Source organism: Streptomyces sp. NPDC030840 (assembly GCF_055572015.1).
Map to the genome: position 1 here is coordinate 102,575 of NZ_JBVIEE010000020.1, position 23,657 is coordinate 126,231.

Below are 23,657 nucleotides of genomic sequence, written 5' to 3' on the forward strand. Positions count from 1 at the left end.
AGACGGATGGCGGCATGGACCGGACGGCAGCCGGTGACACGCACCGTGAGACGGACGGCTCCTCGCACGGGCGGCCGTCGGAGGGGGGCCGGGCGGCCAGGGGGCGCGGCGGTTCGCCCCGGTCCCGTGGCGGCTGGACACCCTGGCTCTATCTCGCGCCCGCCCTCGTCGTCCTCGGCGGACTGCTGGTCTACCCGATATACCAGCTCGGGCTGATCTCGTTCCTCGAGTACACCCAGGCGCAGGTCAGCGGCGGGCAGCCGACCACCTTCCAGGGCTTCGGCAACTACGCGGAGCTTTTCGGGGACCCGGAGTTCTGGCAGGTGCTGCTGGCCACCGTGCTCTTCGCAGCGGCCTGTGTGGTGTCCACGCTGGCCGTCGGCTGCGCCCTCGCGGTGCTGCTGACGCGCGTACGGGCCCTGCCGAGGCTCGCGCTCATGCTGGCCGCGCTCGGTGCGTGGGCGACGCCGGCCATCACGGGCTCGACCGTGTGGCTGTTCCTGTTCGACCCCGACTTCGGGCCCGTCAACCGGATGCTGGGGCTCGGCGACCACTCCTGGACGTACGGGCGGTTCAGCGCCTTCTTCCTCGTCCTGCTCGAAGTGGTGTGGTGCTCCTTCCCGTTCGTGATGGTGACGGTGTACGCGGGCATCCGCGCCGTACCCACCGAGGTCCTTGAGGCCGCCGCGCTGGACGGCGCCACGCAGTGGCGGATCTGGAGGTCGGTGCTCGCACCGATGCTCCGCCCGATCCTGACCGTCGTCACCATCCAGTCGGTGATCTGGGACTTCAAGGTCTTCACGCAGATCTACGTCATGACGAACGGCGGCGGTATCGCCGGGCAGAACCTCGTGCTGAACGTGTACGCCTACCAGAAGGCGTTCGCGTCGTCCGAGTACAGCCTCGGCTCGGCGATCGGAGTGGTCATGCTGCTGATTCTGTTGGTGATCACGCTCGTCTATTTGCGGCTGCTGCGCAGGCAGGGGGAGGAGCTGTGACTTCCATGAGTTCCGTGACGTCCGTGACTTCCTCGAGTTCCTCAAGTCCCGTTCGGCGGAAGTCCGTTGCCCGTCGTTTCGTACGGCGCCCCTGGCGGCTCGCGGCGGAGGCGTCCGCGCTGGTCATCGCGGTCGTGGTGGCGTTCCCGCTGTACTGGATGGTGCTCAGCGCGTTCAAACCGGCGGGGGAGATCGAGTCGACCGAGCCCCGGCCCTGGACCCTGTCACCCAGTCTGGATTCCTTCCGGCGCGTCTTCGAACAGCAGGAATTCGGCCGTTACTTCCTCAACAGCCTGGTGGTGGCCGGCTCGGTGGTCGTCGCCTCCGCGATCATCGCGTTTCTCGCGGCGACCGCCGTGACCAGATTCCGCTTCCGTTTCCGCACCACCTTGCTGATCATGTTCCTGGTGGCGCAGATGGTGCCCGTGGAGGCGCTGACCATCCCCCTGTTCTTCCTCATGAGGGACTTCGGCCAACTCAACACCCTGGGCTCGCTGATCCTGCCGCACATCGCCTTTTCGCTGCCGTTCGCGATCTGGATGCTCCGGGGTTTCGTGAAGGCGGTGCCGGAGGCGCTGGAGGAGGCGGCGTACCTCGACGGGGCGAGCCGTACGCGATTCATGTGGCAGATCCTTTTCCCGCTCGTCTTCCCCGGGCTGGTCGCGACGAGCGTCTTCTCCTTCATCTCGGCCTGGAACGACTTCCTGTTCGCCAAGTCGTTCATCATCAGCGACACCTCCCAGTCGACCCTCCCGATGGCCCTGCTCGTCTTCTACAAGCCCGACGATCCCGACTGGGGCGGCGTCATGGCGGCGTCCACGGTGATGACGATTCCGGTGCTGGTCTTCTTCGTACTCGTACAGCGACGACTGGTCTCCGGGCTGGGCGGAGCGGTAAAGGACTGACGTGACCGAACTGATCCCGAAGCCCCGCAGCGTCGTCGCCGGTCCCGGCGAGGTGCGCCTGACGACGCACTCCCGGCTCCACGCCGACACGGCGGCGGAGGGCGTCGGCCACTGGCTGGGCACCGTCCTCGGACAGGCCACCGGCCTGCCGCTCCGCGAGGGCCGTGAGCTCGACGGCACCGGCGGCGACGGCCTCGGCGGCGGCATCAGGCTCCAGGTCGACTCCGGTCTCGGCCCCGAGGAGTACCGCCTCGTCAGCGACGGGACGGGCGTCCTGATCGAGGGCGGCAGCGCGGCCGGTGTCTTCTGGGGCGCCCAGACGCTGCGGCAGCTCCTCGGGCCCGACGCCTACCGCAGGGCCCCGCTCGGCCGCGACCGTGTCTGGGCAGTGCCGCACGTCACCATCCACGACAGCCCCCGCTTCCGCTGGCGCGGCCTCATGCTCGACGTCGCCCGGCACTTCATGCCCAAGGACGGGGTCCTGCGCTACCTCGATCTGATGGCGGCGCACAAACTCAACGTCTTCCACTTCCACCTGACGGACGACCAGGGCTGGCGCCTGCGGATCGAGCGGTACCCGAAGCTCACCGAGATCGGATCATGGCGGGCACGCACCAAATTCGGTCACCGTGCCTCACCCCTGTGGGAGGAGAAGCCGCACGGGGGTTACTACACCCAGGACGACATCCGGGAGATCGTCGCCTACGCCGCCGAGCGGCATATCAGCGTCGTCCCCGAGATCGACATCCCGGGACACTCGCAGGCCGCCATCGCCGCGTATCCGGAACTGGGCAACACCGACGTCATCGACACGACCTCCCTCACGGTCTGGGACACCTGGGGCATCAACAAGAACGTACTCGCCCCCACTGACAACACCCTCCGCTTCTTCGAGGGCGTCTTCGAGGAAGTGCTGGAGCTGTTTCCGGCCGACGCGACCGGATCCACGGGGTTCTCGTCCTTCGTGCACATCGGCGGCGACGAGTGCCCCAAGGACCAGTGGCGCCAGTCCGCGACCGCGCAGAAACGCATCCGGGAGCTGGGGCTCGCCGGCGAGGACGAGTTGCAGTCCTGGTTCATCCGGCACTTCGACAACTGGATGGCCGCGCGCGGGCGTCGCCTGATCGGATGGGACGAGATCCTTCAGGGCGGCCTCGCGCCGGGTGCCGCGGTGTCGTCCTGGCGCGGCTACCACGGCGGGATCACGGCCGCCCGAGCGGGCCACGACGTGGTCATGTGCCCCGAGCAGCAGGTCTACCTGGACCACCGGCAGCACGGCGGCGCCGACGAGCCGGTGCCCATCGGCTACGTACGCACCCTGGAGGACGTCTATCGGTTCGAACCGGTTCCACCGGAGTTGACGCCCGAGGAGGCGCGGCACGTGCTGGGCACCCAGGCCAACGTGTGGACCGAGGTGATGGAGGACCAGGCGCGCGTGGACTACCAGACGTTCCCGCGCCTTGCGGCCTTCGCGGAGGTCGCGTGGAGTTCCCTGCCCGCCCCCGGGGAGCGGGACTTCGCGGACTTCGAGTACCGCATGACGGCGCACTACGGGCGGCTCGACGCCCTGGGAGTGGCCTATCGGCCTCCTGCCGGGCCCCGGCCGTGGCAGCGGCGCCCAGGAGTGCTCGGACGCCCGATCGAGGGGGCGCCGCCGAACGTGTGAGGCGACCTCGAAACGGCGCAAGTCGGGCATTGGTCCAGAAAAGGCGGCCTCACGAGGAGAAAGTCCCACAAGGATTGTCGAAGAGTGGCAATACGTACTCACGGGTGATGCGGTGCGAAAACGGACCATCACCGTGGTGAGGTGGGCGAATGCCTCCTAGCGGACCCCCGCGTTCGGGTCTCGCGAGAATGTGCCAGAGTTGCCACGTCCGCCCTGTCAGCACGTACCGTACGGCAGCACAGGTGGGACCAGGTGGGGCAGCGGGAAGGGGCAGCCGGTTTTGACCACGCACGCACCGCAGGCGGCGCAGGCCGTGACGCTGCCCGGCTCGCTGGACGAGGCCGTGGAGGCGCTGGCCGCCATGCCCGCCGCCGTCCCGGTGGCCGGCGGCACGGACCTGATGGCCGCGGTCAACTCCGGGCAGCTCAGGCCCGCCGCGCTCGTCGGCCTCGGCCGGATCAGCGAGATCCGCGGCTGGCAGTACCAGGACGGTCACGCGCTGCTCGGCGCGGGCCTGACGCACGCACGCATGGGGCGCCCCGACTTCGCGGCGCTCATCCCGGCTCTCGCGGCCGCCGCGAGAGCCGCGGGCCCGCCGCAGATCCGCAACGCGGGCACCCTGGGGGGCAACATCGCGACGGCCGCCCCCACGGGGGACGCGCTGCCCGTGCTGGCCGCCCTGGAGGCGACGCTGATCATCGCGGGCCCGGGTGGAGCCCGCCGTGAGATCCCCGTCTCGCACCTGCTGGCCGGCATGGAGATGCTGCGCTCCGGTGAACTCATCGGGTACGTGCGCGTGCCGTTGCTGCACGCGCCGCAGGTCTTCCTGAAGGCCACCGGACGCACCGGCCCCGGACGCGCCACGGCGTCCGTCGCGGTCGTCCTCGACCCCGCCCGGCGCGGGGTGCGCTGCGCGGTCGGTGCCATAGCGCCGATGCCGCTCAGGCCCCTGGACGCCGAAGGATGGGTCGCCCAGCTGATCGACTGGGACGGCGAGCGCACGCTCGTGCCGGAGGCCCTGAACGCCTTCGGGGAGTACGTCTCGGTCGCCTGCATCCCGGACCCGGCGCCCGCCGAGGACGGCTCCGTGGCACCGCTTCCGCCCGCCGTACTGCAACTTCGGCGCACCGTCGCCGTACTGGCCCGACGAGCATTGGGGAGGGCACTTTCGTGACCGACGACCAGCACGGGGAGGGCACGCCCCAGCAGGGCGCGCACGGCGGCTGGGAGCGGCTGCCCCAGGGGGACTACGACGACGGCGCGACGACGTTCGTCCAGCTCCCCGAAGGGGGCATCGACGCGCTGCTGGCGTCGGACAGCCCGCTCGCCGCGCCCGGCCACGGCTACGTGCCCCCGCAGATAACGGTGACGCCCACCGAGGCGGCGGGCACCGACCCGGCGGGCACCGGCACCTGGACGGCACCGGCCGAGGGCGCGCAGTGGCCCGACCCGAACACCGTGCCCCAGGGGACGGAGCCGCACGGGTTCACGTACAACCCGGGCAGCACCGGCCAGTGGACCTTCGGGGACGTCCCCCAGGAGCAGACCGGTGCCGGGTCCGCTCCGGGTCACGACGTGACCGGGCAATGGTCGATTCCCGTCGCCGGGGGCGAGATTCCGGACGAGTCGGGCGAGTTCAGCGCCTCGGCCCTCGTCGAGCAGTGGGGCGGCACCCCTCCGGCCACGCTCCCCGGGGGCGCGCCCGCGCCTTGGGCGACGGAGGAGATCGGGACCGCGTGGACGGCACCGCCGCCCGGGCGGACCGAGGAGCGCGCGCACGGCGCGGCCGTCGAGGAGCACGCGCCCGGAGCTTTCGACGGGGCCTCCGCAGGGCACCCGCCCGCCGAACCGGAGGGGCCACCGGCGGCCGAAGCGCCCGAGGTGCCCGCTGAGGCGCCAGGGCAACCGCCGCGCGACCCGTACGCGGGGTCGCCCTCCGAGGCCGCCAGCGAGGCGCCTGAGGGTGCTCACGAGGCCTCGGGGCAGACCGACGAGGCCTCCCCGGAGCCGTCCGGCGCCCCCGAGGAAGCCCCGGCCGGCGACCCGCCCGGCGCCGCACCGGCCGCCGAGGACGCGGAGGAAGAGCCCGCCGAGCCCGCCGCGCGCCTGCTCGACGACCACCCCCTCGCCTCGTACGTCCTGCGGGTGAACGGCACCGACCGGCCGGTCCCCGACGCGTGGATCGGTGAGTCGCTGCTCTACGTGCTGCGCGAGCGCCTCGGCCTCGCGGGCGCCAAGGACGGCTGCTCGCAGGGCGAGTGCGGTGCCTGCAACGTGCAGGTCGACGGCCGGCTGGTCGCGTCCTGCCTGGTGCCCGCCGTCACCGCCGCCGGCAGCGAGGTCCGTACCGTCGAGGGGCTCGCCGACGACGGGCAGCCCTCCGACGTGCAGCGGGCGCTCGCCCGGTGCGGCGCGGTGCAGTGCGGATTCTGCGTGCCGGGCATGGCCATGACCGTGCACGACCTGCTGGAGGGCAACCCCGCCCCGACCGACCTGGAGACCCGGGCGGCCCTCTGCGGCAACCTGTGCCGCTGCTCGGGCTACCGGGGTGTCGTGGAGGCCGTACGCGAGGTCGTCGCGGAGCGCGAGACGCACGCCAAGGCGGAGTCCTCGTCGTCCTCGCAGTCCCCGCAGTCCGCACCGGAGGCCGAGGAACCGCGCATCCCGCACCAGGCGGGCCCCGGAGCGGGCGGCGTCAACCCGGCGGCGTTCGAGGACCCTTCCGGGTACGACCTCCCGGGGCATCCCCCGGGACAGCATGACCAGGGGTACGGACCGGACGGAGGAGGCCAGGCGTGACCAACGAAGCCGCCACCGCGACCCCCGCGGAGGCCACACCGGCCGCCGATCCGCTCACGCACGGCCTCGGCGCTTCGCTGTCGTCCGCCGACGCCCGCGCGAAGACGGAGGGCACGTTCCCGTACGCGGCCGACCTGTGGGCCGAGGGCCTGTTGTGGGCCGCCGTGCTGCGCTCCCCGCACCCGCACGCGCGCATCAAGTCCATCGACACCTCCCACGCGCGCGAGATGCCCGGCGTCCGCGCCGTCGTCACCCACGAGGACGTGCCGGGGACCGCGCTGCACGGCCGCGGCAGGGCCGACCGCCCCGTGTTCGCCTCCGAGGTCGTACGCCACCACGGGGAGCCCATCGCCGCCGTCGCCGCCGACCACCCCGACACCGCGCGCATGGCCGCCGCCGCCGTCATCGTCGAGTACGAGGTACTCGACCCCGTGACCGACCCCGAGCAGGCCTTCGAGGCCGAGCCCCTGCACCCCGACGGCAACCTCATCCGCCACATCCCGCTGCGCCACGGCGACCCCGACGCGCTCGGCGAGGTCGTCGTGGAGGGCCTGTACCGCATCGGCCGCCACGACCCGGCCCCCATCGGCGCCGAGGCAGGACTGGCCGTGCCCCGCCCCGACGGCGGCGTCGAGCTCTACCTCGCCTCCACCGACCCGCACACCGACCGCGACACGGCCGCCGCCTGCTTCGGCCTGGAGCCCGACCGCGTCAAGGTCGTCGTCACCGGCGTGCCCGGCGCCACGGCCGACCGCGAGGACCAGGGCTTCCAGCTCCCGCTCGGCCTGCTGGCGCTCAGGACCGGCTGCCCGGTCAAACTCGCGGCGACCCGCGAGGAGTCCTTCCTGGGCCACGCCCACCGCCACCCCACCCTGCTGCGCTACCGCCACCACGCGGACGCCACGGGCAAGCTGGTGAAGGTCGAGGCGCAGATCCTGCTGGACGCGGGCGCCTACGCGGACACCTCCTCGGACGCGCTGGCCGCCGCCGTGGCGTTCGCCTGCGGCCCGTACGTCGTCCCGAACGCCTTCATCGAGGGCTGGGCCGTACGCACCAACAACCCCCCCTCGGGCCACGTCCGCGGCGAGGGCGCCATGCAGGTGTGCGCGGCGTACGAGGCCCAGATGGACAAGCTGGCCAAGAAGCTGGGCCTGGACCCGGCGGAACTGCGCATGCGCAACGTCATGTCCACCGGGGACGTCCTGCCCACCGGCCAGTCGGTGACCTGCCCGGCCCCCGTGGCGGAACTCCTCCAGGCCGTACGGGACTTCCCGCTCCCCGCGCTCCCCAAGGACACGCCCGAGGAGGAGTGGCTGCTGCCCGGCGGGCCCGAGGGCGCGGGCGAGCCGAGCGCGGTCCGCCGCGGTGTGGGCTACGGCCTGGGCATGGTGCACATGCTGGGCGCCGAGGGCGCCGACGAGGTCTCGACGGCCACGGTCAAGGTCCAGGACGGCGTGGCCACGGTCCTGTGCGCGGCCGTGGAGACCGGCCAGGGTTTCACCACGCTGGCCCGGCAGATCGTCCAGGAGACGCTCGGCATCGACGAGGTGCACGTCGCGCCCGTCGACACGGACCAGCCCCCCGCCGGAGCGAGCTGCCACGGCCGCCACACCTGGGTGTCGGGCGGCGCGGTGGAACGCGCGGCGAAGATGGTCCGCACCCAGCTCCTGCAGCCCCTGGCGCACAAGTTCGGCATGTCCACCGAACTGCTCCAGATCACCGACGGCAAGATCACGTCGTACGACGGCGTCCTGTCCACCACCGTCGCCGAGGCGATGGACGGCAAGGAACTGTGGGCCACGGCCCAGTGCCGCCCCCACCCGACCGAACCGCTCGACGACACCGGTCAGGGCGACGCCTTCGTGGGCATGGCGTTCTGCGCGGTCCGCGCGGTCGTGGACGTCGACATCGAGCTGGGCTCGGTACGGGTCGTGGAGATGGCGGTCGCCCAGGACGTCGGCCGGATCCTCAACCCCGCCCAGCTCGCCGCCCGTATCGAGGCCGGCGTCACGCAGGGCGTGGGCGTGGCCCTGACCGAGAACCTCCGCTCGGCCCGCGGCCTGATCCGCCACCCCGACCTGACGGGGTACGCCCTGCCGACCGCCCTGGACGCCCCCGACATCCGCATCGTCAAACTCGTCGAGGAACGCGACGTGGTCGCCCCCTTCGGCGCGAAGGCCGCCAGCGCGGTCCCGGTCGTGACGTCGCCGGCGGCGGTCGCCTCGGCGGTCCGCGCGGCGACGGGCCGCCCGGTCAACCGCCTGCCGATCCGCCCGCAGGCGGCGGTGGTGACGGGCTCCTAGGGCCTGTCGTTTGGATCATGCCGGCTCCGGGTGAGGGCTTCTCATGGCCTCCGGTGAGCGGGGCTTGGTGCGTGCAGCTGCAAGGCGGAGGAGGGCGTCAACGCGATGGGGGTCCCCCCGCTCGAGCGCAGCCGAGAGTGGGGGAGTTGGCAACCGACGACAACGCCGCAGATGTGCGTGCCAAGCCCCGCGGCCCAGGCATGATCCAAACGACAGGTCCTAGGCGCCCGGAGCACGCGGCACCCGCGCACCGTGGCCCACGGTGCGGATTGCGGCCGTTGTCAGTGGGGACGCGTAAGGTTCTTGGTCAGTGGGGGATGGCCGCGCCGCTGGTGCGGGCGTTCCCGGCTGGGGGAAGCACGACGTGAAGCACAGGTGCTGGGGGAGCCATGAGCACGAGTACGACTACGGTGGGCAGCGGGACGATCACGCTGACCGGCGAGGAGATGGGCCCGTACGTCACGCACGCGGACACGCGGCGGTGGCTGACGGACCCCGGAGTGCCGCACGGCAGCGCGCTGCTGGGATTCGGCCCGCTGCGCGAGGGGGCCGGGCTGCGGAGGGTGGCCGAGCTGGTCGCCGACGCGGGGTTGCTCGCGCAGGAGCTGCGGGACCAGCTGGTGATCGGGTCACTGCGCACCCTGGACAGGGACCTGGAGTCGATCGTCCTGGACGGCGCGACGGGCGAGATCTCGACGACGTCCTTCCACCCCGCCCCGGGGCTGATGGACCTCTCCCCGCTCGCCCCGTCGCTGGAGGCGCTGCTGCGGTTCGCGGAGGCCACGGAGGAACTCGTCGAGTGCCGGGGCCGGTTCGCGACGTTCGAGGGCCGCGTGGGCCCGAAGCCGGTGGCGGCGATGACCTCGCAGCTGACCTCTCACCTGACCGAACTGCTCGCCGCGGACACCGCGGCGGACGAGGCGCCGGATCTGACCCGGCTGGCTCCGTACTGGCGGATGGCCGCCCTGATCCGCCCCCTCGCCCGCATCGCGGGGCCGGGTGACGGACTCGCCCTCTCCCTCCCTCCGCGTCTGCTGGACGAGGAGTTCGGCGCGGGCGAGATCATGCGCTTCGAGGAGGTGGACTTCCCCGCCACCCTCGTGCACGAGCCGACGCGCCGCTTCCTCAAGGAGGTCGGCCTCCCCGAGGACGGCTTCATGTTCCAGCTGGACACCGAGGTGGCGCTGCCGACCCTCCCCGAGTACTACGCGGAGGAGCGCCCCGGCCACGTCGCGGCCGCCGAACTGCCGGCGGACGCGGACCGTTTGGTCCGTCTCGGCCAGCTGCTGGAGGAGACGAGCCTCGTCGTCGACGGCACCACGGGCGCGATCCTGTGCTGGAGCGAGCGCGACCGCACGCTCCGCCCCCTGAACGCGGACATCTCCACCCTCGCGTTCACCGTCTGGCTCATCCACCGCGAGAAGGCCCTGGACGCCGAGTACGACTTCACGGCCTCCTACACGCAACTGGCCGCCACGATGACGGAAACCCTCGCCACGGTCGACCCCATCGCCTGCGACCGCACCCCCACGGCCCCCGACGACGACGGCTGGCGCTACTGGCCGGAGATATTCGAGGACCGGACAAGCGGCACGCTGTACGCCTAGGACGTGATGGCTTCCAGGACTTCGGGCAGTGACGTGACACCGTCCGAGGCGAGGAAGTGGCCGGCCCCCGGGACCACCTCGGGGGAGACTCCGAGCAGCCCGGCGAGACGGTCGGTGTGCCCGAGCGGGACGTACGGGTCCGTGTCGGACCTGAAGATCCTCAGTCGCCCGACGCGGTTGCCGAGCCCCTCCACGTCACAGCCGTCCGCGATGTAGGAGTCCAGTTCCGGAAGGGCGGGCAGGGGATCGACGAATCCGGAGACCAGCACGAGGGTGCCGAGGTGCCAGGGAGCCGGAAGCGACCGCAGGTGGCGCAGCACGGTCAGACAGCCCAGGCTGTGCGCCACGACGATCGAGTGCTCGTCGAGGGCCCCCAGGCCGGTGCGTACGGCCTCCGCCCACCGGGCGGGGTCCGGGTCCTGTGAGTTCGGAAGAGCCGGGACGGTCGTCGGGATGCCGTTCGCGCCGAGTCGACCGGCGAGCCAGCCGAACCAGTGATCTTCAGGGGACGCGCCGTAACCGTGGATGATCGAGGCACGCCGATGAGTTGTTCCGGTGGTCATGCCACAGGACGGTAGGGGTTGACGTCAGCGTGAAGGTCAAGCCAGCGGAGAGGAGCCGGCGGTGCTGATCAGCGAACTCGCCGAACTGACCGGCGTGAGCGCACGAGCGCTACGGCACTACGAGGACCAGGGACTGCTGCTCCCGGCCCGCGACAGCAGTGGGTACCGGGACTACTCCGAGTCAGATGTCGTCCGAGTGGCCCGGATCAGGGCGATGATCTCCGCCGGTCTGGGCACCTCGCTCATCCGCCGGTACCTCGACTGCGCTCGCGACGGCGACCACGGCACGTCCCTCGAGATGTGCCCCGGCCTGCGGGCCGAACTGGACGCCCTGGCCCGGCGTCTCGACGCCGAACAGGCCGAACTCCGGGAGAAGCGGCGACGGTTGAGCGTCCTCGCGCCGGAGGTGTGAGGCGCCGACGACGTCACGGCCGGACCACCCGCCAGTGGCCGACCGCGACGCCTGTGTGGAAGCCGCGACCGGATTCGAACCGGCGTAACTCGCTTTGCAGGCGAGTCCCTGACCACTCGGGCACACGGCTGTGGTGGAGCAGTTGGAGCAGTTGGAGCAGTTGGAGCAGTTGGAGCAGGCGGGATGGTTGAAGCAGCGGGACAAACTGCGCGTTCCGAACTCGGTACACCGACCCTAGGCCGTGCTCGTCGTCGTGCTCAAGGGAACCGGCCGCGCCGCAACGGGACTGCCATACGCCGTTCATGAACGAGAGGCGTGGTCCTACGACCAAGGTCCCAGGCGGGTGACTCCTTTTGACAGGAGCCAATGTCGGCGGTGCCCCTTACGCTGGCGACCATGGCCACCCTGGAACCTCTGGAACCGCGTGACGCGGACGTCGCCGACGCCATGCCCGCCCTCTCTGAAGCCGACGGCGCTGGTGTGCTGCGCAGGCCGTACCGTGCCCTCAGCATCGGCATCGTCTCCGTCGTGCTGCTGATCGCCTTCGAGGCGACGGCCGTGGGCACGGCGATGCCGGTGGCGGCGCGGGAGCTGGACGGGATCCCGCTGTACGCGTTCGCGTTCTCGGGGTACTTCACGACGAGCCTGTTCGGGATGGTGCTCGCCGGGCAGTGGTCGGACCGGCGTGGGCCGCTGGGGCCGTTGACGGCGGGGATCGGCGCCTTCGCGGCCGGGCTGCTGCTGTCCGGGACCGCGGGGGCGATGTGGCTGTTCATCCTCGGCCGGGCCGTGCAGGGACTCGGCGGTGGACTGGTGATCGTCGCGCTGTACGTGGTCGTGGGGCGCGCCTACCCGGAGCGGCTGCGGCCGGCGATCATGGCGGCGTTCGCGGCGAGTTGGGTGCTGCCGTCCGTGGTGGGGCCGCTGGGCGCGGGCGCGGTGACCGAACACCTCGGCTGGCGCTGGGTGTTCGTCGGCATCCCCGTGCTGGTCGTGTTGCCGCTCGCGCTCGCGCTGCCGCAGGTGCGGCGACTGGCGGCCGGGCCGGCGGCGGGGACCGAGCCGGCGCCGCTCGACCGCCGCCGCATCCGCCTGGCCCTCGGGATCTCGCTGGGCGCGGGCCTGTTGCAGTACGCCGCGCAGGACCTGCGGTGGCTCGCCCTGGTACCCGCCCTCGCGGGCACCGCGCTGCTGGTGCCCGCCGTACTCGGGCTGTTGCCCCGCGGCACCTATCGGGCGGCTCGCGGGCTGCCGTCCGTGGTGCTGTTGCGCGGGGTCGCGGCCGGGTCGTTCGTCGCGGCCGAGTCCTTCGTGCCGTTGATGCTGGTCACCCAGAGGGGTCTGTCGCCGACGCTCGCCGGGTTCTCGCTGGCGGCGGGCGGGGCGACCTGGGCGCTGGGGTCGTGGGTGCAGTCGCGGCCGCGTGTGGAGCCGTACCGGGAACGGCTGATGACGGCCGGCATGGTGCTGGTGGCCGCGGCGATCGCGACGGCGCCGAGCGTGCTGATCGAGGCGGTGCCGGTGTGGACCGTGGCCGTGGCCTGGGCGTTCGGCTGCCTCGGCATGGGGCTGGTGATCTCCTCCAGCAGCGTCCTGCTGCTCCAGCTCTCCCCTCCGCAGGAGGCCGGCGCCAACTCCGCCGCCCTGCAGATCTCCGACGGCCTGTCGAACTCCCTCCTCCTCGCCGCGGGCGGCGCCGCCTTCGCGGCCCTCGGCGGCGGCACGGTCACCCATACGGCCACGGAGGCCTCCGGCTCGGGCGCGCATCCGGCCGCGTTCGCGGCGGTGTTCCTGCCGATGGCGGGGGTGGCGTTGGTGGGGGCGTGGGTGACGACGCGGCTGCGGGCCGCGTGACCGGCGATTGGTGCCACGGCGTACACGGACCTCTTCTTCCACGGCACCCGGCGGTGTGAGCTGAGTCCCATCCACGGGCGACCCGGCGCGGTCCCCGCGTTCACCCGACCGGGCCACCGATATGGTGGCCCGGTTGTCATTCGTGGCCCAGCCACACCATCAGGCACACACTCGACCCACCACCGGAGACCGTGAGTACCACCGCCGCCGGCACTGCCTCGCACTCGCATCACCTCTCGCCCGCGTTCCCCGGTCGTGCCCCGTGGGGTACGGCCAGCAAGCTGCGTGCCTGGCAGCAGGGGGCGATGGAGAAGTACATCCAGGAGCAGCCGCGTGACTTCCTGGCCGTGGCGACGCCCGGTGCAGGCAAGACGACCTTCGCGCTGACGCTCGCCTCCTGGCTGCTGCACCACCACGTCGTGCAGCAGGTGACCGTCGTCGCGCCCACCGAGCACCTGAAGAAGCAGTGGGCCGAGGCGGCGGCGCGCATAGGCATCAAGCTGGACCCCGAGTACAGCGCGGGACCGCTCGGCAAGGAGTACCACGGGGTCGCGGTCACGTACGCGGGCGTGGGCGTGCGGCCCATGCTGCACCGCAACCGTGTCGAGCAGCGCAAGACCCTCGTCATCCTCGACGAGATCCACCACGCGGGTGACAGCAAGTCCTGGGGCGAGGCCTGCCTGGAGGCGTTCGAGCCCGCGACGCGGCGGCTCGCGCTCACCGGTACTCCGTTCCGGTCCGACACCAACCCCATCCCCTTCGTGACGTACGAGGAGGGCAACGACGGCATCCGGCGCTCCGCCGCCGACTACACGTACGGGTACGGGAACGCGCTCGCCGACCACGTCGTCCGCCCCGTCATCTTCCTCTCCTACAGCGGCAACATGCGCTGGCGGACGAAGGCGGGCGACGAGGTCGCGGCGCGGCTCGGCGAGCCCATGACCAAGGACGCGATCAGCCAGGCCTGGCGCACCGCCCTCGACCCGCGCGGCGAGTGGATGCCCAGCGTGCTGCGGGCCGCCGACCACCGGCTGACCGAGGTCCGCAAGGCCATCCCGGACGCCGGCGCCCTCGTGATCGCCTCCGACCAGGACTCGGCGCGCGCGTACGCGAAGCTCATCAGGGAGATCACCGGCCACGCGGCGACCCTCGTCCTCTCCGACGACGCCGGAGCCTCGGACCGTATCGACGAGTTCAGCCACAACACCGACCGGTGGATGGTCGCCGTCCGCATGGTGTCCGAGGGTGTCGACGTGCCCCGGCTCGCGGTCGGCGTGTACGCCACCACCATCTCCACCCCGCTGTTCTTCGCGCAGGCCGTCGGCCGTTTCGTACGGTCCCGGCGGCGCGGCGAGACGGCCTCGGTGTTCCTGCCGACGGTTCCCGACCTGCTCTCGTTCGCGAACGAGATGGAGAGGGAACGGGACCACGTCCTCGACAAGCCCAAGAAGGGCGGCGAGGAGGACCCGTACGCCGAGGAGGAGAAGCTCCTCAAGGAGGCCGAGAAGCAGCAGGACGAGGACACCGGCGAGCAGGACATGCTGCCCTTCGAGGCCCTCGAGTCCGACGCCGTGTTCGACCGGGTGACGTACAACGGCGCCGACTTCGGCATGCAGGCCCACCCGGGCAGCGAGGAGGAGCAGGACTACCTGGGCATTCCGGGACTGCTGGAGCCCGACCAGGTGGAGCTCCTCCTCCAGAAGCGGCAGGCACGGCAGATCGCGCACAGCCGCAAGAAGCCCGACTCGGAGGCCGACCTCCTGGAGCTGCCGGCCGAGCGGCGGCCCGTCGTCACCCACAAGGAGCTGCTGGAACTGCGCAAGCAGCTCAACAGCCTGGTCGGCGCGTACTCCCACCAGAGCGGCAAGCCGCACGGCGTGATCCACACCGAGGTGCGCCGGGTGTGCGGCGGCCCGCCGAGCGCGGAGGCCACGGCGGGGCAGCTGCGCCAGCGGATCGCCAAGGTGCAGGAGTGGGCCACCCGGATGCGGTGACGCCGGCCGCTGTGCCTGAGCCGGTTTTCCGGGGTCATCTGTCGTGCTTCGGCCGCGGGTCGCCCATGGCTGGGCGCGCCCACGCGGTGGAGGCGCACATTGACGCAGCCCCGCGCTCCTTTCGGGGCGCTGCACGCGCCGTACCTATCAGGGCAAACGGGAGTAGTCCGTACCGCTTGCTGACCGGATTCTGGACGGAGGCTTCCGCTCAGCGAACCGGCTCGCTACTGTCCCCACACGCATACGCCCCGTGGCAACGCCGCCCCGGAGCGCAGCCGTGAAGCGACTCCACCCGGAGCATCTCCGGGTTCAGCCGACCGGCGGCCACTGAAGCGCGTCGCCGACGGGACCGGTGACGCATCCGCCGCGGAGGGGGCCGCCGCCCTCACCACGAAGGAGTGGGCGTCGTGACCGCGGAGACCTCCCAGACGCTCGACAGAGGACTGCGCGTCCTCAAGCTGCTCGCCGACACGGATCACGGACTGACCGTCACCGAGCTCTCCCACAAGCTGGGCGTGAACCGGACCGTTGTGTACCGGTTGCTCGCCACCCTGGAACAGCACGCGCTCGTCCGCCGTGACCTGGGCGGCAGGGCTCGCGTCGGGCTCGGCGTGCTCCGCCTGGGCCGCCAGGTGCACCCGCTGGTCCGGGAGGCCGCGCTGCCCGCGCTGCGTTCGCTCGCGGAGGACATAGGCGCGACCGCGCATCTCACCCTCGTCGACGGTACGGAGGCGCTGGCCGTCGCGGTCGTCGAGCCGACGTGGACGGACTACCACGTGGCGTACCGCGCCGGGTTCCGCCACCCCCTGGACCGGGGTGCGGCGGGCCGGGCCATCCTCGCCGCCCGGCAGCAGCCGCTCGACGGACCCGGCTACACCCTCACGCACGGGGAACTGGAGGCCGGCGCGAGCGGCGCCGCGGCACCCCTGCTCGGTGTGACCGGCGTCGAGGGGAGCGTCGGAGTCGTGATGCTCGCGGACGCGGTGCCGGAGCGCGTGGGCCCGCGGGTCCTCGACGCCGCAAGGGAAGTCGCCGAGGCGTTGCGCTGAGCCGAGCTGATGGATCCGAGTCGGCGGGCGTCCGCCGTCCGCCGACCGCCGACTGGCCGGAAGTCACCCGCGCGTTAGATTGATCCCGTGTTCACTCGCCTCTCCAGCCTGTCGCGCCCCAAGGCCATCGCCGTCTGCACCCTGCCCGTCGTGGCCCTGCTCGGCACGGCGGCGTTCGCACCGCTGCCGTTCTCCGTGGCGCAACCCGGCATGACGGCGAACGTGCTCGGCTCGAACAAGGGCGAGCCGGTGATCACGATCAGCGGCGCGACGACCCGTGAGACGCGCGGGCAGTTGCGGATGACGACGATCGTGGCGACCGGCCCCGACGCACACGTCAGCCTCGCCGACGTCGTCGACGGATGGTTCCGTACGGACCGGGCGGTGATGCCGCGCGACGCGGTCTACCCGACCGGCGGCGACGTCAAGGAGATCGAGAAGCACAACGTGGCGGAGATGAAGGAGTCCCAGAACACGGCGACCCAGGCGGCGCTCGCGTATCTGGGCAAGTCCGACGACGACGTCAAGGTCACCCTGAAACTCTCCGATGTGGGGGGCCCGAGCGCCGGCCTCCTGTTCTCCCTCGGTGTCGTCGACAAGCTCGACGGCGACGGCAGCGGTGGCGACCTCACGGGAGGCCGCGTCATCGCCGGTACGGGGACGATCAACGCCGCCGGCAAGGTCGGTGCCGTCGGCGGGGTCGCCCTCAAGACCCAGGCCGCGCACCGTGACGGCGCGACCGTCTTCCTGGTCCCGGCGGCCGAGTGCTCCGACGCGAAGTCGGAGCTGCCGAAGGGCATGCGGCTGATCCCGGTGACGACGCTGAAGGGCGCGGTCAACTCCCTGGTGGCCCTGGAGAAGGGCAAGGGCACGGTCCCGAGCTGTTAGCGAACGGCCACCACCGCCCTGGGCGCGGAGGCGAGCCGGAGTCCGACCTCGACGAGGGTCCAGCCGAGACGGGCGCGCAGGTCGCGCGGCTTCCGGGCGGTGGCGGCAAGCCGGTACGCGGCGGCCTCGGCTCGGAGGCCGGCGAGGTGGGCGCGGTGTAAGGCGAGGTGGGTCTCGATGTGCATCGGGGAGCCTCTCAGGTGGGGTTCATGGGGAAGGCGCGGGTCTGGACGCGGACCGTCTCCGCCTCGGGGTCGTCCTCCGCGGCGGTCAGATCGCGGTAGCTGTCGACGAGGGCGTGCATCTTGCCGACGAGTTCGCGGGTGAGCTCAGGGCTCAGGCGAAGTGTCATGCTGCTCATGTCCGCGCTGCGGTTCCACTCGTCGGACCAGTCCTCACGGGTGCCGAGCCAGGTCGACAACTCACGGGTCTGAGTGGTGGCGACCTCGTGGAGGTACAGGTCGGCGGCCCCGCGTACGGCGGAGTTGGTGTCCTTGAGGAGGGCCTCGTCGAACTCCAGGCCCTGGACGGCCGCTTTCCACCACCTCTCGCGACCCTTCCCACGCTCGGGGGCGTCCTCAACGAAGCCATGAGTCGCGAGTTGGCGCAGGTGATAACTGGTCGCACCGCTTGACTCGCCCAGTTTCTCGGCGAGTTGGGATGCGGTGGCGGGACCGCCGAAGCGCAGTGCGTCCAGCAACTGCATACGCAGCGGGTGCGCGAGGCCCCGCAGTGAGCGGGCGTCCAGTTTGTGGATCCGTGGTTCCTGCGGGTCGGGCATGCATACAAAGATACCTTTGCAAAGAAAGCCTTGCAAGGATTTCTTTGCAGCGGTCCTTTGGAGCCTGCCCTACCTCCGCTCCCGATCCTCCGCCACCTGCTCCACCAGCGGGATCACCCGCAACGGAACCGGGTTCTCCATGACGATCGCCGTCGAGGCCCGGACGATCCCGTCGAAGCCGACGACGAGGTCGATCACCCGCTGGAGGTCCGCGTTCGAGCGGGCCACGAGCCGGCACAGCATGTCCCCGTTGCCGGTCGTGGTGTGCAGCTCCAGTACCTCCGGAACGGTCGCCAGATGGGCCCGTACGTCCGCGCCCTGCCCCTGCCGGATCTGCAGCGTCGCGAACGCCGTGACCGGATACCCGAGGGCGGCCGGGTCCACCTGCGGGCCGAAGCCCCGGATGACCCCGTTCGACTGGAGCCGGTCGAGCCGGGCCTGGACCGTCCCCCGCGCGACCCCCAGGCGCCGGGACATCTCCAGCACCCCGATACGCGGCTCGCGGGCCAGCAGCACGATGATCCGCCCGTCGAGATGATCGATCGCCAAGAGGGCCTCCCGGGTGGTCACCCTGTACAGAGCATCCGCCGAAGCGGGCATCCCGCTGAACAGATTGCCCAGCGAATCAGCAAACTATTGCGCACCTTGCCGCAGCGGAGAGAGCCTGCGCCTATGACACAGACCACACACCACGCTCCCGACACCGCACGGCAGGCCGACCCCTTCCCGGTCAAGGGAATGGACGCGGTCGTGTTCGCCGTGGGCAACGCCAAGCAGGCCGCCCACTACTACTCCACCGCCTTCGGCATGCGGCTGGTGGCCTACTCCGGACCCGAGAACGGCAGCCGCGAGACCGCGAGCTACGTGCTCGAGAACGGCTCCGCGCGCTTCGTGTTCACCTCGGTGATCAAGCCCGCCACCACGTGGGGCCACTTCCTCGCCGAGCATGTGGCCGAGCACGGTGACGGCGTCGTCGACCTCGCCATCGAGGTCCCGGACGCGCGCGCCGCCTACGCCTACGCGATCGAGCACGGCGCCCGCTCCGTCGCCGAACCGTACGAACTGAAGGACGAGCACGGCACGGTCGTCCTCGCCGCGATCGCCACGTACGGCACCACCCGGCACACCCTCGTCGAACGCACCGGCTACGACGGCCCGTACCTGCCCGGCTTCGTGGCCGCCGACCCGATCGTCGAGCCGCCCGCCCACCGCACGTTCCAGGCCATCGACCACTGCGTCGGCAACGTCGAACTCGGCCGCATGAACGAGTGGGTGGAGTTCTACAACAAGGTCATGGGCTTCACGAACATGAAGGAGTTCGTGGGCGACGACATCGCCACCGAGTACAGCGCCCTGATGTCGAAGGTCGTCGCCGACGGCACCCTCAAGGTCAAGTTCCCGATCAACGAGCCCGCCATCGCCAAGAAGAAGTCCCAGATCGACGAGTACCTGGAGTTCTACGGCGGCGCGGGCGTCCAGCACATCGCGCTCAACACCAACGACATCGTGCGGACGGTACGGACGATGCGGGCGGCGGGCGTCCAGTTCCTCAACACCCCCGACTCGTACTACGACACCCTCGGCGAGTGGGTCGGCGAGACCCGCGTCCCCGTGGAGACCCTGCGCGAGCTGAAGATCCTGGCCGACCGGGACGAGGACGGCTACCTCCTCCAGATCTTCACCAAGCCGGTTCAGGACCGCCCGACGGTCTTCTTCGAGATCATCGAACGGCACGGTTCGATGGGATTCGGCAAGGGCAACTTCAAGGCGCTCTTCGAAGCGATCGAGAGGGAGCAGGCCAAGCGGGGCAACCTGTAGCGGCGCCGCCGCTACAGGCCGGGCTGCCGCCGCGGCCCCACGGAACTGACGCCGGGGGGCCGCACAGCCCCGCCGTCCCACGCGGCCCCGCCGCCCTGCCCGGACACCACGAGCTACGCGGACGCCCCGCCCGAGCGCCGGACCGCACCGGGGGAGGGCCTGCCCCGCTTCTCCAGCTCCGCCGGTCCCTTCTCCGACGGCTCTCCCAGCTCCCCGAGCGCCTCCCTGGCCACGGGCACGTGCAGCGGCGAGAAGTACGGGTTGAGACGCAAGGCCTCGGCCAGGTGGCGGCGAGCCGGGCCCTGCAGCCCCAGCGCGTACTCGATCACGCCCCGGTGATAGGCGTACAGCGCGCTGCGGACCTCCCCACCGTGGGCCCTGTCGGTCGTCCGCGTCGCGAACCTGAGCGCCTCCTCGTCCTCCCCGGCCCGGTGCAGGGCCCAGCCCAGCGCGTCCGCCGTCCGGAGGCTCGGCTGCCGCTCCCACTCGGCCCGCAGCAGGCCGACCGCCTTCTCCGCGGCGCCGTGTTCCGCCTCGAAAAGACCGAGGAACAGGGCGTGGTTCACCCCCGCCTCCGTGTCGGCGCGTACCGCCTCGCGCACCGCGCGGTACTGCGCCCGGGCCTCGGCCTGACGCCCCAGGGACTCGTACAGTTCGCCCAGCTCCAGGGCGTACTGCGGTGACCTCGTCCTCTTCAGCGCCGACCGGTACGCGCGTACCGCCGCCGACGTGCGGCCCAGAGCGGCCAGCGCGCGGGCCCGCCCGGCCATGGCGGCGGGCTCGCCGGGGTCGGCGTGCAGGGCGGCCGTCCCGTAGCCGAGGGACTCCTCCACGTCGCCGCGCTGCCACGCCAGCTCGCCCGCCTGCACCAGGTACGCGGCCCGCTCGGCGGGACCCTCCGCGCGCGCGATGGCCTCCGACAGCGCCGCGGCCGCGTCCTCGCGGCGGCCCTGGTCCCAGTACACCCGGGCCGCCCGCGCCGTCACCGCGGGCGCCGTCACCTCGATGCGGGACCGCAGGGCGAGCAGCCGGTCCAGAGTCACGCGGGCGGACCTGTAGTCGCCGACGCCGTCGTACGCGTCGATCAGCAGCGGGTACGCCGTCCAGCGCTGGGGCGCCACCCGTACGGCCCGCTCGCTCCACCGCAGGGCAGCCCGGAAGTCGTGCCGCGCGGTCGCCAGCGCGGCGAGTCCGTCGTACGCCTCCACGTTGTGGCTCGGACGGACCTTCAGCGAGGTGCGCAGCGCCCGCTCGGCCCTCGGGAAGTCCGCGGTCGCTCCGGTACGGCGCCCCCGCTCCACGTACGCAGCGCCGAGCACCGCCCACGACCGCCCGTCCTCCGGACTCCTGCGCAGCCGGCGCTCGCGGTCACCGATCAGCCGGGCCAGATCGGGCAGCGTGGCGGGCACCCCGGCCGCCACGGCCGCCCGGGCCCGCGCCTCGGGTCCCGGCGCGGGCGCCACCGGCGGCTTCCCTTCCCCGTCCGGCAGCACCATCAGCACACCGCCGAGCACGGCACCCGCGGCCATCGTCCAGCCCAGTGCACGCCGCATCCTCCGGCCGGTCGCCCGGGACCGCCGCTCTTCGCTCTCCATGCCGCTTACTGTGCGACGGTACGAAGACCACGAAGTGGCACCCGAAAGGCCCTCGCCGACGGGTTCACACCGATGGCCGTCCGGTGCGAACCTGTGATCATGAGCCGTAGCGAAGCCCCGAGCGCCGAGAACACGGTGACGACCGGCACCCTCCTGGACCGACTGCTCGCCGGACTGCCGGCCGAGGCGGTCCTCACCGACCCGGACGTCACGGCCTCGTACGGACACGACATGGCGAGCTTCTGCGAGGCGGGCACCCCGGCCGTCGTCGTCCTGCCACGCACCGTCGAGCAGGTTCAGCACGTGATGCGCACCGCCACCGAGCTGCGCGTCCCCGTCGTCCCGCAGGGCGCCCGCACCGGCCTGTCGGGCGGCGCCAACGCCTCCGAGGGCTGCGTCGTGCTGTCCCTGACCAAGATGGACCGCATCCTGGAGATCAACCCGGTCGACCGGATCGCCGTCGTCGAACCGGGGGTCGTCAACGCCACGCTCTCCCGCGCGGTGAACGAGCACGGCCTCTCCTACCCGCCGGACCCCTCCAGCTGGGAGATGTGCACCATCGGCGGCAACATCGGCACGGCCTCCGGCGGCCTGTGCTGCGTGAAGTACGGGGTGACGGCCGAGTACGTGCTCGGCCTCGACGTGGTCCTGGCCGACGGCCGGCTGATGTCCACCGGCCGCCGCACCGCGAAGGGTGTCGCGGGGTACGACCTCACCCGGCTCTTCGTCGGCTCGGAGGGCTCCCTCGGCATCGTCGTACGCGCCGTCCTGGCCCTCAGGCCCCAGCCGCCCCAGCAACTGGTGCTCGCGGCGGAGTTCCCCTCCGCCTCCGCCGCGTGCGACGCCGTGTGCCGGATCATGGAGGGCGGGCACGTGCCGTCGCTCCTCGAACTGATGGACCGTACGACGGTGAGGGCCGTCAACGCCATCGCCAACATGGGGCTGCCGGAGACCACCGAGGCGCTCCTCCTCGCCGCCTTCGACACCCCGGACCCCGCCGCCGACCTCGCCGCCGTCGGTGGCCTCTGCGAGGCCGCGGGCGCCTCACAGGTCGTCCCGGCGGACGACGCGGCCGAGTCGGAACTCCTGCTCCAGGCACGGCGGCTCTCGCTCACCGCACTCGAAGCGGTCAAGGGCACCACGATGATCGACGACGTGTGCGTGCCCCGCTCCCGGCTCGGCGACCTGCTCGAAGGCGTCGACCGCATCGCCGAGAAGTACGACCTCACGATCGGCGTCTGCGCCCACGCCGGCGACGGCAACACCCACCCCACCGTCTGCTTCGACGCGGCCGACCCCGACGAGGCGCGGCGCGCCCGCGAGTCCTTCGACGAGATCATGGCCCTCGGCCTGGAACTCGGCGGCACGATCACCGGCGAGCACGGGGTGGGCATCCTGAAGAAGGAGTGGCTGGCCCGCGAGATCGGCCCGGTGGGGCTGGAGATGCAACGGGCGGTCAAGGCGGTCTTCGACCCTCTGGGCATCCTCAACCCCGGCAAGCTGTTCTGACCACACGGCCGCACGTGCCGCTCCTGCCGCACGCCGCGTCTCGCTCCCAGGTCACTCACCGTCCATCACTCACCGTCCATCGACTCGTCCGACGGCCAGTGGTCCATCAGCCACAGGTCGTCGGCGGGGGTCGGGGCGAGCAGTTCGGCCAGGCCGTCGTCGATGTGGAGCCGCTCGATCTCGGTGCCCGGGGGCACGGCGCGCAGGGTGCGCTCCAGCCAGGCCGACACCTGCGCGGCCGGTGCTTCGAGGAGCGCGTCGCCGCCGGGCGAGCTCAGCGCCATCAGCACGACGGTGCGGCCCTGCGCCTTCGTCGGCCACACCCGTACGTCACCGTGCCCGCACGGGCGGAACACGCCCTCGATCAGCAGTTCCCGCGCGAACGTCCAGTGGACGGGCTGGTCGGAGTCGACGTGGAAGGTGACGTGGACGGCGTACGGGTCGTCGCTGCGGTACCCGAGTCTCGCCCGCACGGGGACGCTGCGCTCCGGCGACAGCACGAGCTGCAGTTCCAGTTCTCGTTCCACCACGGTGGGTTGCATGGTGCGGATTCCTCTCCGAGGGGTTTCTCCGGGGCCTGAGACCGGCCCGTACGGAGGGAGAGGGGGCGGGGGCCGGAGCATTACGCGACTTGCGGAACTTTTTTCGCCCCCGCCGCCCCTACCCGTCCCGTCCCTGGGGGCTGCGCCCCCAGACCCCCGCTTGTCGGCCCTCGGCCTCGTCCTCAAACGCCGGACGGGCTGAAAGACCAAGCCCCGGCCGGGGGAAAATCAGCCCCTTGGGGGCACCTCCCAGCGGTAGCTGGGGGAGTTTGAGGAGCGGGGTCCGGGGCGGAGCCCCCGGGGATGGGACGGGTAGGGGCGGCGGGGGTGAGACAAAACCCGGCCCCGGCCCCAGCCCCACCCACCGAACCCCC

20 protein-coding genes and 1 tRNA gene are annotated in these 23,657 nt (G+C 71.8%); 14 read left to right on the forward strand and 7 right to left on the reverse strand.

Going from position 1 to position 23,657, the window contains the following annotated elements:
- Window positions 1–14 precede the first annotated feature (14 nt).
- The 7 genes from ACZ49J_RS33295 (at window position 15) to ACZ49J_RS33325 (ending at window position 10,278) form a co-directional block, all read left to right on the forward strand.
- Window positions 15–998 carry a carbohydrate ABC transporter permease gene (locus ACZ49J_RS33295; protein ID WP_467450629.1) on the forward strand — a complete coding sequence of 328 codons (984 nt, stop codon included), beginning with the start codon at window positions 15–17 and terminating at the stop codon, window positions 996–998.
- A 5-nt stretch (window positions 999–1,003) separates the two neighbouring features.
- Entirely contained in the window at window positions 1,004–1,903 is a 900-nt protein-coding gene (locus ACZ49J_RS33300) for a carbohydrate ABC transporter permease (protein WP_467450342.1), read from the forward strand.
- A 1-nt stretch (window position 1,904) separates the two neighbouring features.
- Window positions 1,905–3,569: a beta-N-acetylhexosaminidase gene (locus tag ACZ49J_RS33305; RefSeq protein WP_467450343.1), complete on the forward strand. Its 1,665-nt coding sequence runs from the start codon at window positions 1,905–1,907 to the stop codon at window positions 3,567–3,569.
- A gap of 280 nt (window positions 3,570–3,849) precedes the next feature.
- Window positions 3,850–4,743 carry an FAD binding domain-containing protein gene (locus ACZ49J_RS33310; RefSeq protein ID WP_467450344.1) on the forward strand — a complete coding sequence of 298 codons (894 nt, stop codon included), beginning with the start codon at window positions 3,850–3,852 and terminating at the stop codon, window positions 4,741–4,743.
- Window positions 4,740–6,368 carry a (2Fe-2S)-binding protein gene (locus ACZ49J_RS33315; RefSeq protein WP_467450345.1) on the forward strand — a complete coding sequence of 543 codons (1,629 nt, stop codon included), beginning with the start codon at window positions 4,740–4,742 and terminating at the stop codon, window positions 6,366–6,368. Before ACZ49J_RS33310 ends, ACZ49J_RS33315 begins: the two co-directional genes overlap by 4 nt.
- Window positions 6,365–8,671 (forward strand): xanthine dehydrogenase family protein molybdopterin-binding subunit, encoded by a 2,307-nt coding sequence (locus tag ACZ49J_RS33320; protein WP_467450346.1) that lies wholly within the window; start codon window positions 6,365–6,367, stop codon window positions 8,669–8,671. Before ACZ49J_RS33315 ends, ACZ49J_RS33320 begins: the two co-directional genes overlap by 4 nt.
- 389 nt (window positions 8,672–9,060) lie before the next feature.
- Window positions 9,061–10,278, forward strand: coding sequence for an SUKH-4 family immunity protein (locus ACZ49J_RS33325; RefSeq protein ID WP_467450347.1), 1,218 nt, complete (start codon window positions 9,061–9,063; stop codon window positions 10,276–10,278).
- Here ACZ49J_RS33325 and ACZ49J_RS33330 read toward each other — a convergent pair.
- Complete coding sequence (locus ACZ49J_RS33330) at window positions 10,275–10,841, reverse strand: RBBP9/YdeN family alpha/beta hydrolase (RefSeq protein ID WP_467450349.1); 567 nt, start codon at window positions 10,839–10,841, stop codon at window positions 10,275–10,277. The two genes, ACZ49J_RS33325 and ACZ49J_RS33330, sit on opposite strands and share 4 nt — an antisense overlap.
- Before the next feature lie 61 nt (window positions 10,842–10,902).
- Here ACZ49J_RS33330 and ACZ49J_RS33335 point away from each other — a divergent pair, with 61 nt between their 5' ends.
- Window positions 10,903–11,253 carry a MerR family transcriptional regulator gene (locus tag ACZ49J_RS33335; protein ID WP_467450350.1) on the forward strand — a complete coding sequence of 117 codons (351 nt, stop codon included), beginning with the start codon at window positions 10,903–10,905 and terminating at the stop codon, window positions 11,251–11,253.
- Between the two features lie 56 nt (window positions 11,254–11,309).
- Here the strand turns inward: ACZ49J_RS33335 and ACZ49J_RS33340 are convergent.
- Window positions 11,310–11,383: transfer RNA gene (locus tag ACZ49J_RS33340), tRNA-Cys, on the reverse strand.
- A gap of 266 nt (window positions 11,384–11,649) precedes the next feature.
- Here ACZ49J_RS33340 and ACZ49J_RS33345 point away from each other — a divergent pair.
- The 4 genes from ACZ49J_RS33345 (at window position 11,650) to ACZ49J_RS33360 (ending at window position 17,038) form a co-directional block, all read left to right on the forward strand.
- Window positions 11,650–13,107: an MFS transporter gene (locus ACZ49J_RS33345; RefSeq protein ID WP_467450351.1), complete on the forward strand. Its 1,458-nt coding sequence runs from the start codon at window positions 11,650–11,652 to the stop codon at window positions 13,105–13,107.
- A 191-nt stretch (window positions 13,108–13,298) separates the two neighbouring features.
- On the forward strand, window positions 13,299–15,101 hold the full coding sequence (locus tag ACZ49J_RS33350; RefSeq protein ID WP_467450353.1) for a DEAD/DEAH box helicase: 1,803 nt from the start codon (window positions 13,299–13,301) through the stop codon (window positions 15,099–15,101).
- A 407-nt stretch (window positions 15,102–15,508) separates the two neighbouring features.
- Window positions 15,509–16,150 carry a helix-turn-helix domain-containing protein gene (locus ACZ49J_RS33355; protein ID WP_322723916.1) on the forward strand — a complete coding sequence of 214 codons (642 nt, stop codon included), beginning with the start codon at window positions 15,509–15,511 and terminating at the stop codon, window positions 16,148–16,150.
- An 87-nt stretch (window positions 16,151–16,237) separates the two neighbouring features.
- Entirely contained in the window at window positions 16,238–17,038 is an 801-nt protein-coding gene (locus tag ACZ49J_RS33360) for a S16 family serine protease (RefSeq protein WP_467450354.1), read from the forward strand.
- On the opposite strand, the gene ACZ49J_RS33365 is transcribed toward ACZ49J_RS33360, so the two are convergent.
- The 3 genes from ACZ49J_RS33365 to ACZ49J_RS33375 all read right to left on the reverse strand — a co-directional run bounded on the left by ACZ49J_RS33365 (window position 17,035) and on the right by ACZ49J_RS33375 (window position 18,368).
- On the reverse strand, window positions 17,035–17,223 hold the full coding sequence (locus tag ACZ49J_RS33365) for a hypothetical protein (protein WP_467450356.1): 189 nt from the start codon (window positions 17,221–17,223) through the stop codon (window positions 17,035–17,037). The genes ACZ49J_RS33360 and ACZ49J_RS33365 overlap by 4 nt on opposite strands.
- 11 nt (window positions 17,224–17,234) lie before the next feature.
- Window positions 17,235–17,819: an ArsR/SmtB family transcription factor gene (locus tag ACZ49J_RS33370; protein ID WP_467450357.1), complete on the reverse strand. Its 585-nt coding sequence runs from the start codon at window positions 17,817–17,819 to the stop codon at window positions 17,235–17,237.
- 69 nt (window positions 17,820–17,888) lie between these two features.
- On the reverse strand, window positions 17,889–18,368 hold the full coding sequence (locus ACZ49J_RS33375) for an Lrp/AsnC family transcriptional regulator (protein ID WP_467450358.1): 480 nt from the start codon (window positions 18,366–18,368) through the stop codon (window positions 17,889–17,891).
- A 123-nt stretch (window positions 18,369–18,491) separates the two neighbouring features.
- Between ACZ49J_RS33375 and hppD the strand changes: the two genes are divergently transcribed.
- Entirely contained in the window at window positions 18,492–19,637 is a 1,146-nt protein-coding gene (gene hppD, locus ACZ49J_RS33380; protein WP_467450360.1) for a 4-hydroxyphenylpyruvate dioxygenase, read from the forward strand.
- A 113-nt stretch (window positions 19,638–19,750) separates the two neighbouring features.
- Here the strand turns inward: hppD and ACZ49J_RS33385 are convergent, their stop codons facing one another.
- Window positions 19,751–21,232 carry a tetratricopeptide repeat protein gene (locus ACZ49J_RS33385; RefSeq protein ID WP_467450361.1) on the reverse strand — a complete coding sequence of 494 codons (1,482 nt, stop codon included), beginning with the start codon at window positions 21,230–21,232 and terminating at the stop codon, window positions 19,751–19,753.
- A gap of 93 nt (window positions 21,233–21,325) precedes the next feature.
- Here ACZ49J_RS33385 and ACZ49J_RS33390 point away from each other — a divergent pair, with 93 nt between their 5' ends.
- On the forward strand, window positions 21,326–22,741 hold the full coding sequence (locus tag ACZ49J_RS33390; RefSeq protein ID WP_467450362.1) for an FAD-binding oxidoreductase: 1,416 nt from the start codon (window positions 21,326–21,328) through the stop codon (window positions 22,739–22,741).
- 65 nt (window positions 22,742–22,806) lie between these two features.
- On the opposite strand, the gene ACZ49J_RS33395 is transcribed toward ACZ49J_RS33390, so the two are convergent.
- The gene (locus tag ACZ49J_RS33395) at window positions 22,807–23,283 is read right to left on the reverse strand and encodes an SsgA family sporulation/cell division regulator (protein WP_467450363.1); all 477 of its coding nucleotides are present in this window, start codon (window positions 23,281–23,283) and stop codon (window positions 22,807–22,809) included.
- Window positions 23,284–23,657: the final 374 nt, after the last annotated feature.

Excerpts from the sequence above, each read along its gene's own strand:
- ACZ49J_RS33295 (WP_467450629.1), top strand. The coding sequence starts at position 15 with ATGGACCGGACGGCAGCCGGTGACACGCACCGTGAGACGGACGGCTCC.
- ACZ49J_RS33300 (WP_467450342.1), top strand. The coding sequence starts at position 1,004 with ATGAGTTCCGTGACGTCCGTGACTTCCTCGAGTTCCTCAAGTCCCGTT.
- ACZ49J_RS33325 (WP_467450347.1), top strand. The coding sequence starts at position 9,061 with ATGAGCACGAGTACGACTACGGTGGGCAGCGGGACGATCACGCTGACC.
- ACZ49J_RS33330 (WP_467450349.1), bottom strand. The coding sequence starts at position 10,841 with ATGACCACCGGAACAACTCATCGGCGTGCCTCGATCATCCACGGTTAC.
- ACZ49J_RS33345 (WP_467450351.1), top strand. The coding sequence starts at position 11,650 with ATGGCCACCCTGGAACCTCTGGAACCGCGTGACGCGGACGTCGCCGAC.
- ACZ49J_RS33365 (WP_467450356.1), bottom strand. The coding sequence starts at position 17,223 with ATGCACATCGAGACCCACCTCGCCTTACACCGCGCCCACCTCGCCGGC.
- ACZ49J_RS33370 (WP_467450357.1), bottom strand. The coding sequence starts at position 17,819 with ATGCCCGACCCGCAGGAACCACGGATCCACAAACTGGACGCCCGCTCA.
- hppD (WP_467450360.1), top strand. The coding sequence starts at position 18,492 with ATGACACAGACCACACACCACGCTCCCGACACCGCACGGCAGGCCGAC.
- ACZ49J_RS33385 (WP_467450361.1), bottom strand. The coding sequence starts at position 21,232 with ATGGAGAGCGAAGAGCGGCGGTCCCGGGCGACCGGCCGGAGGATGCGG.
- ACZ49J_RS33395 (WP_467450363.1), bottom strand. The coding sequence starts at position 23,283 with ATGCAACCCACCGTGGTGGAACGAGAACTGGAACTGCAGCTCGTGCTG.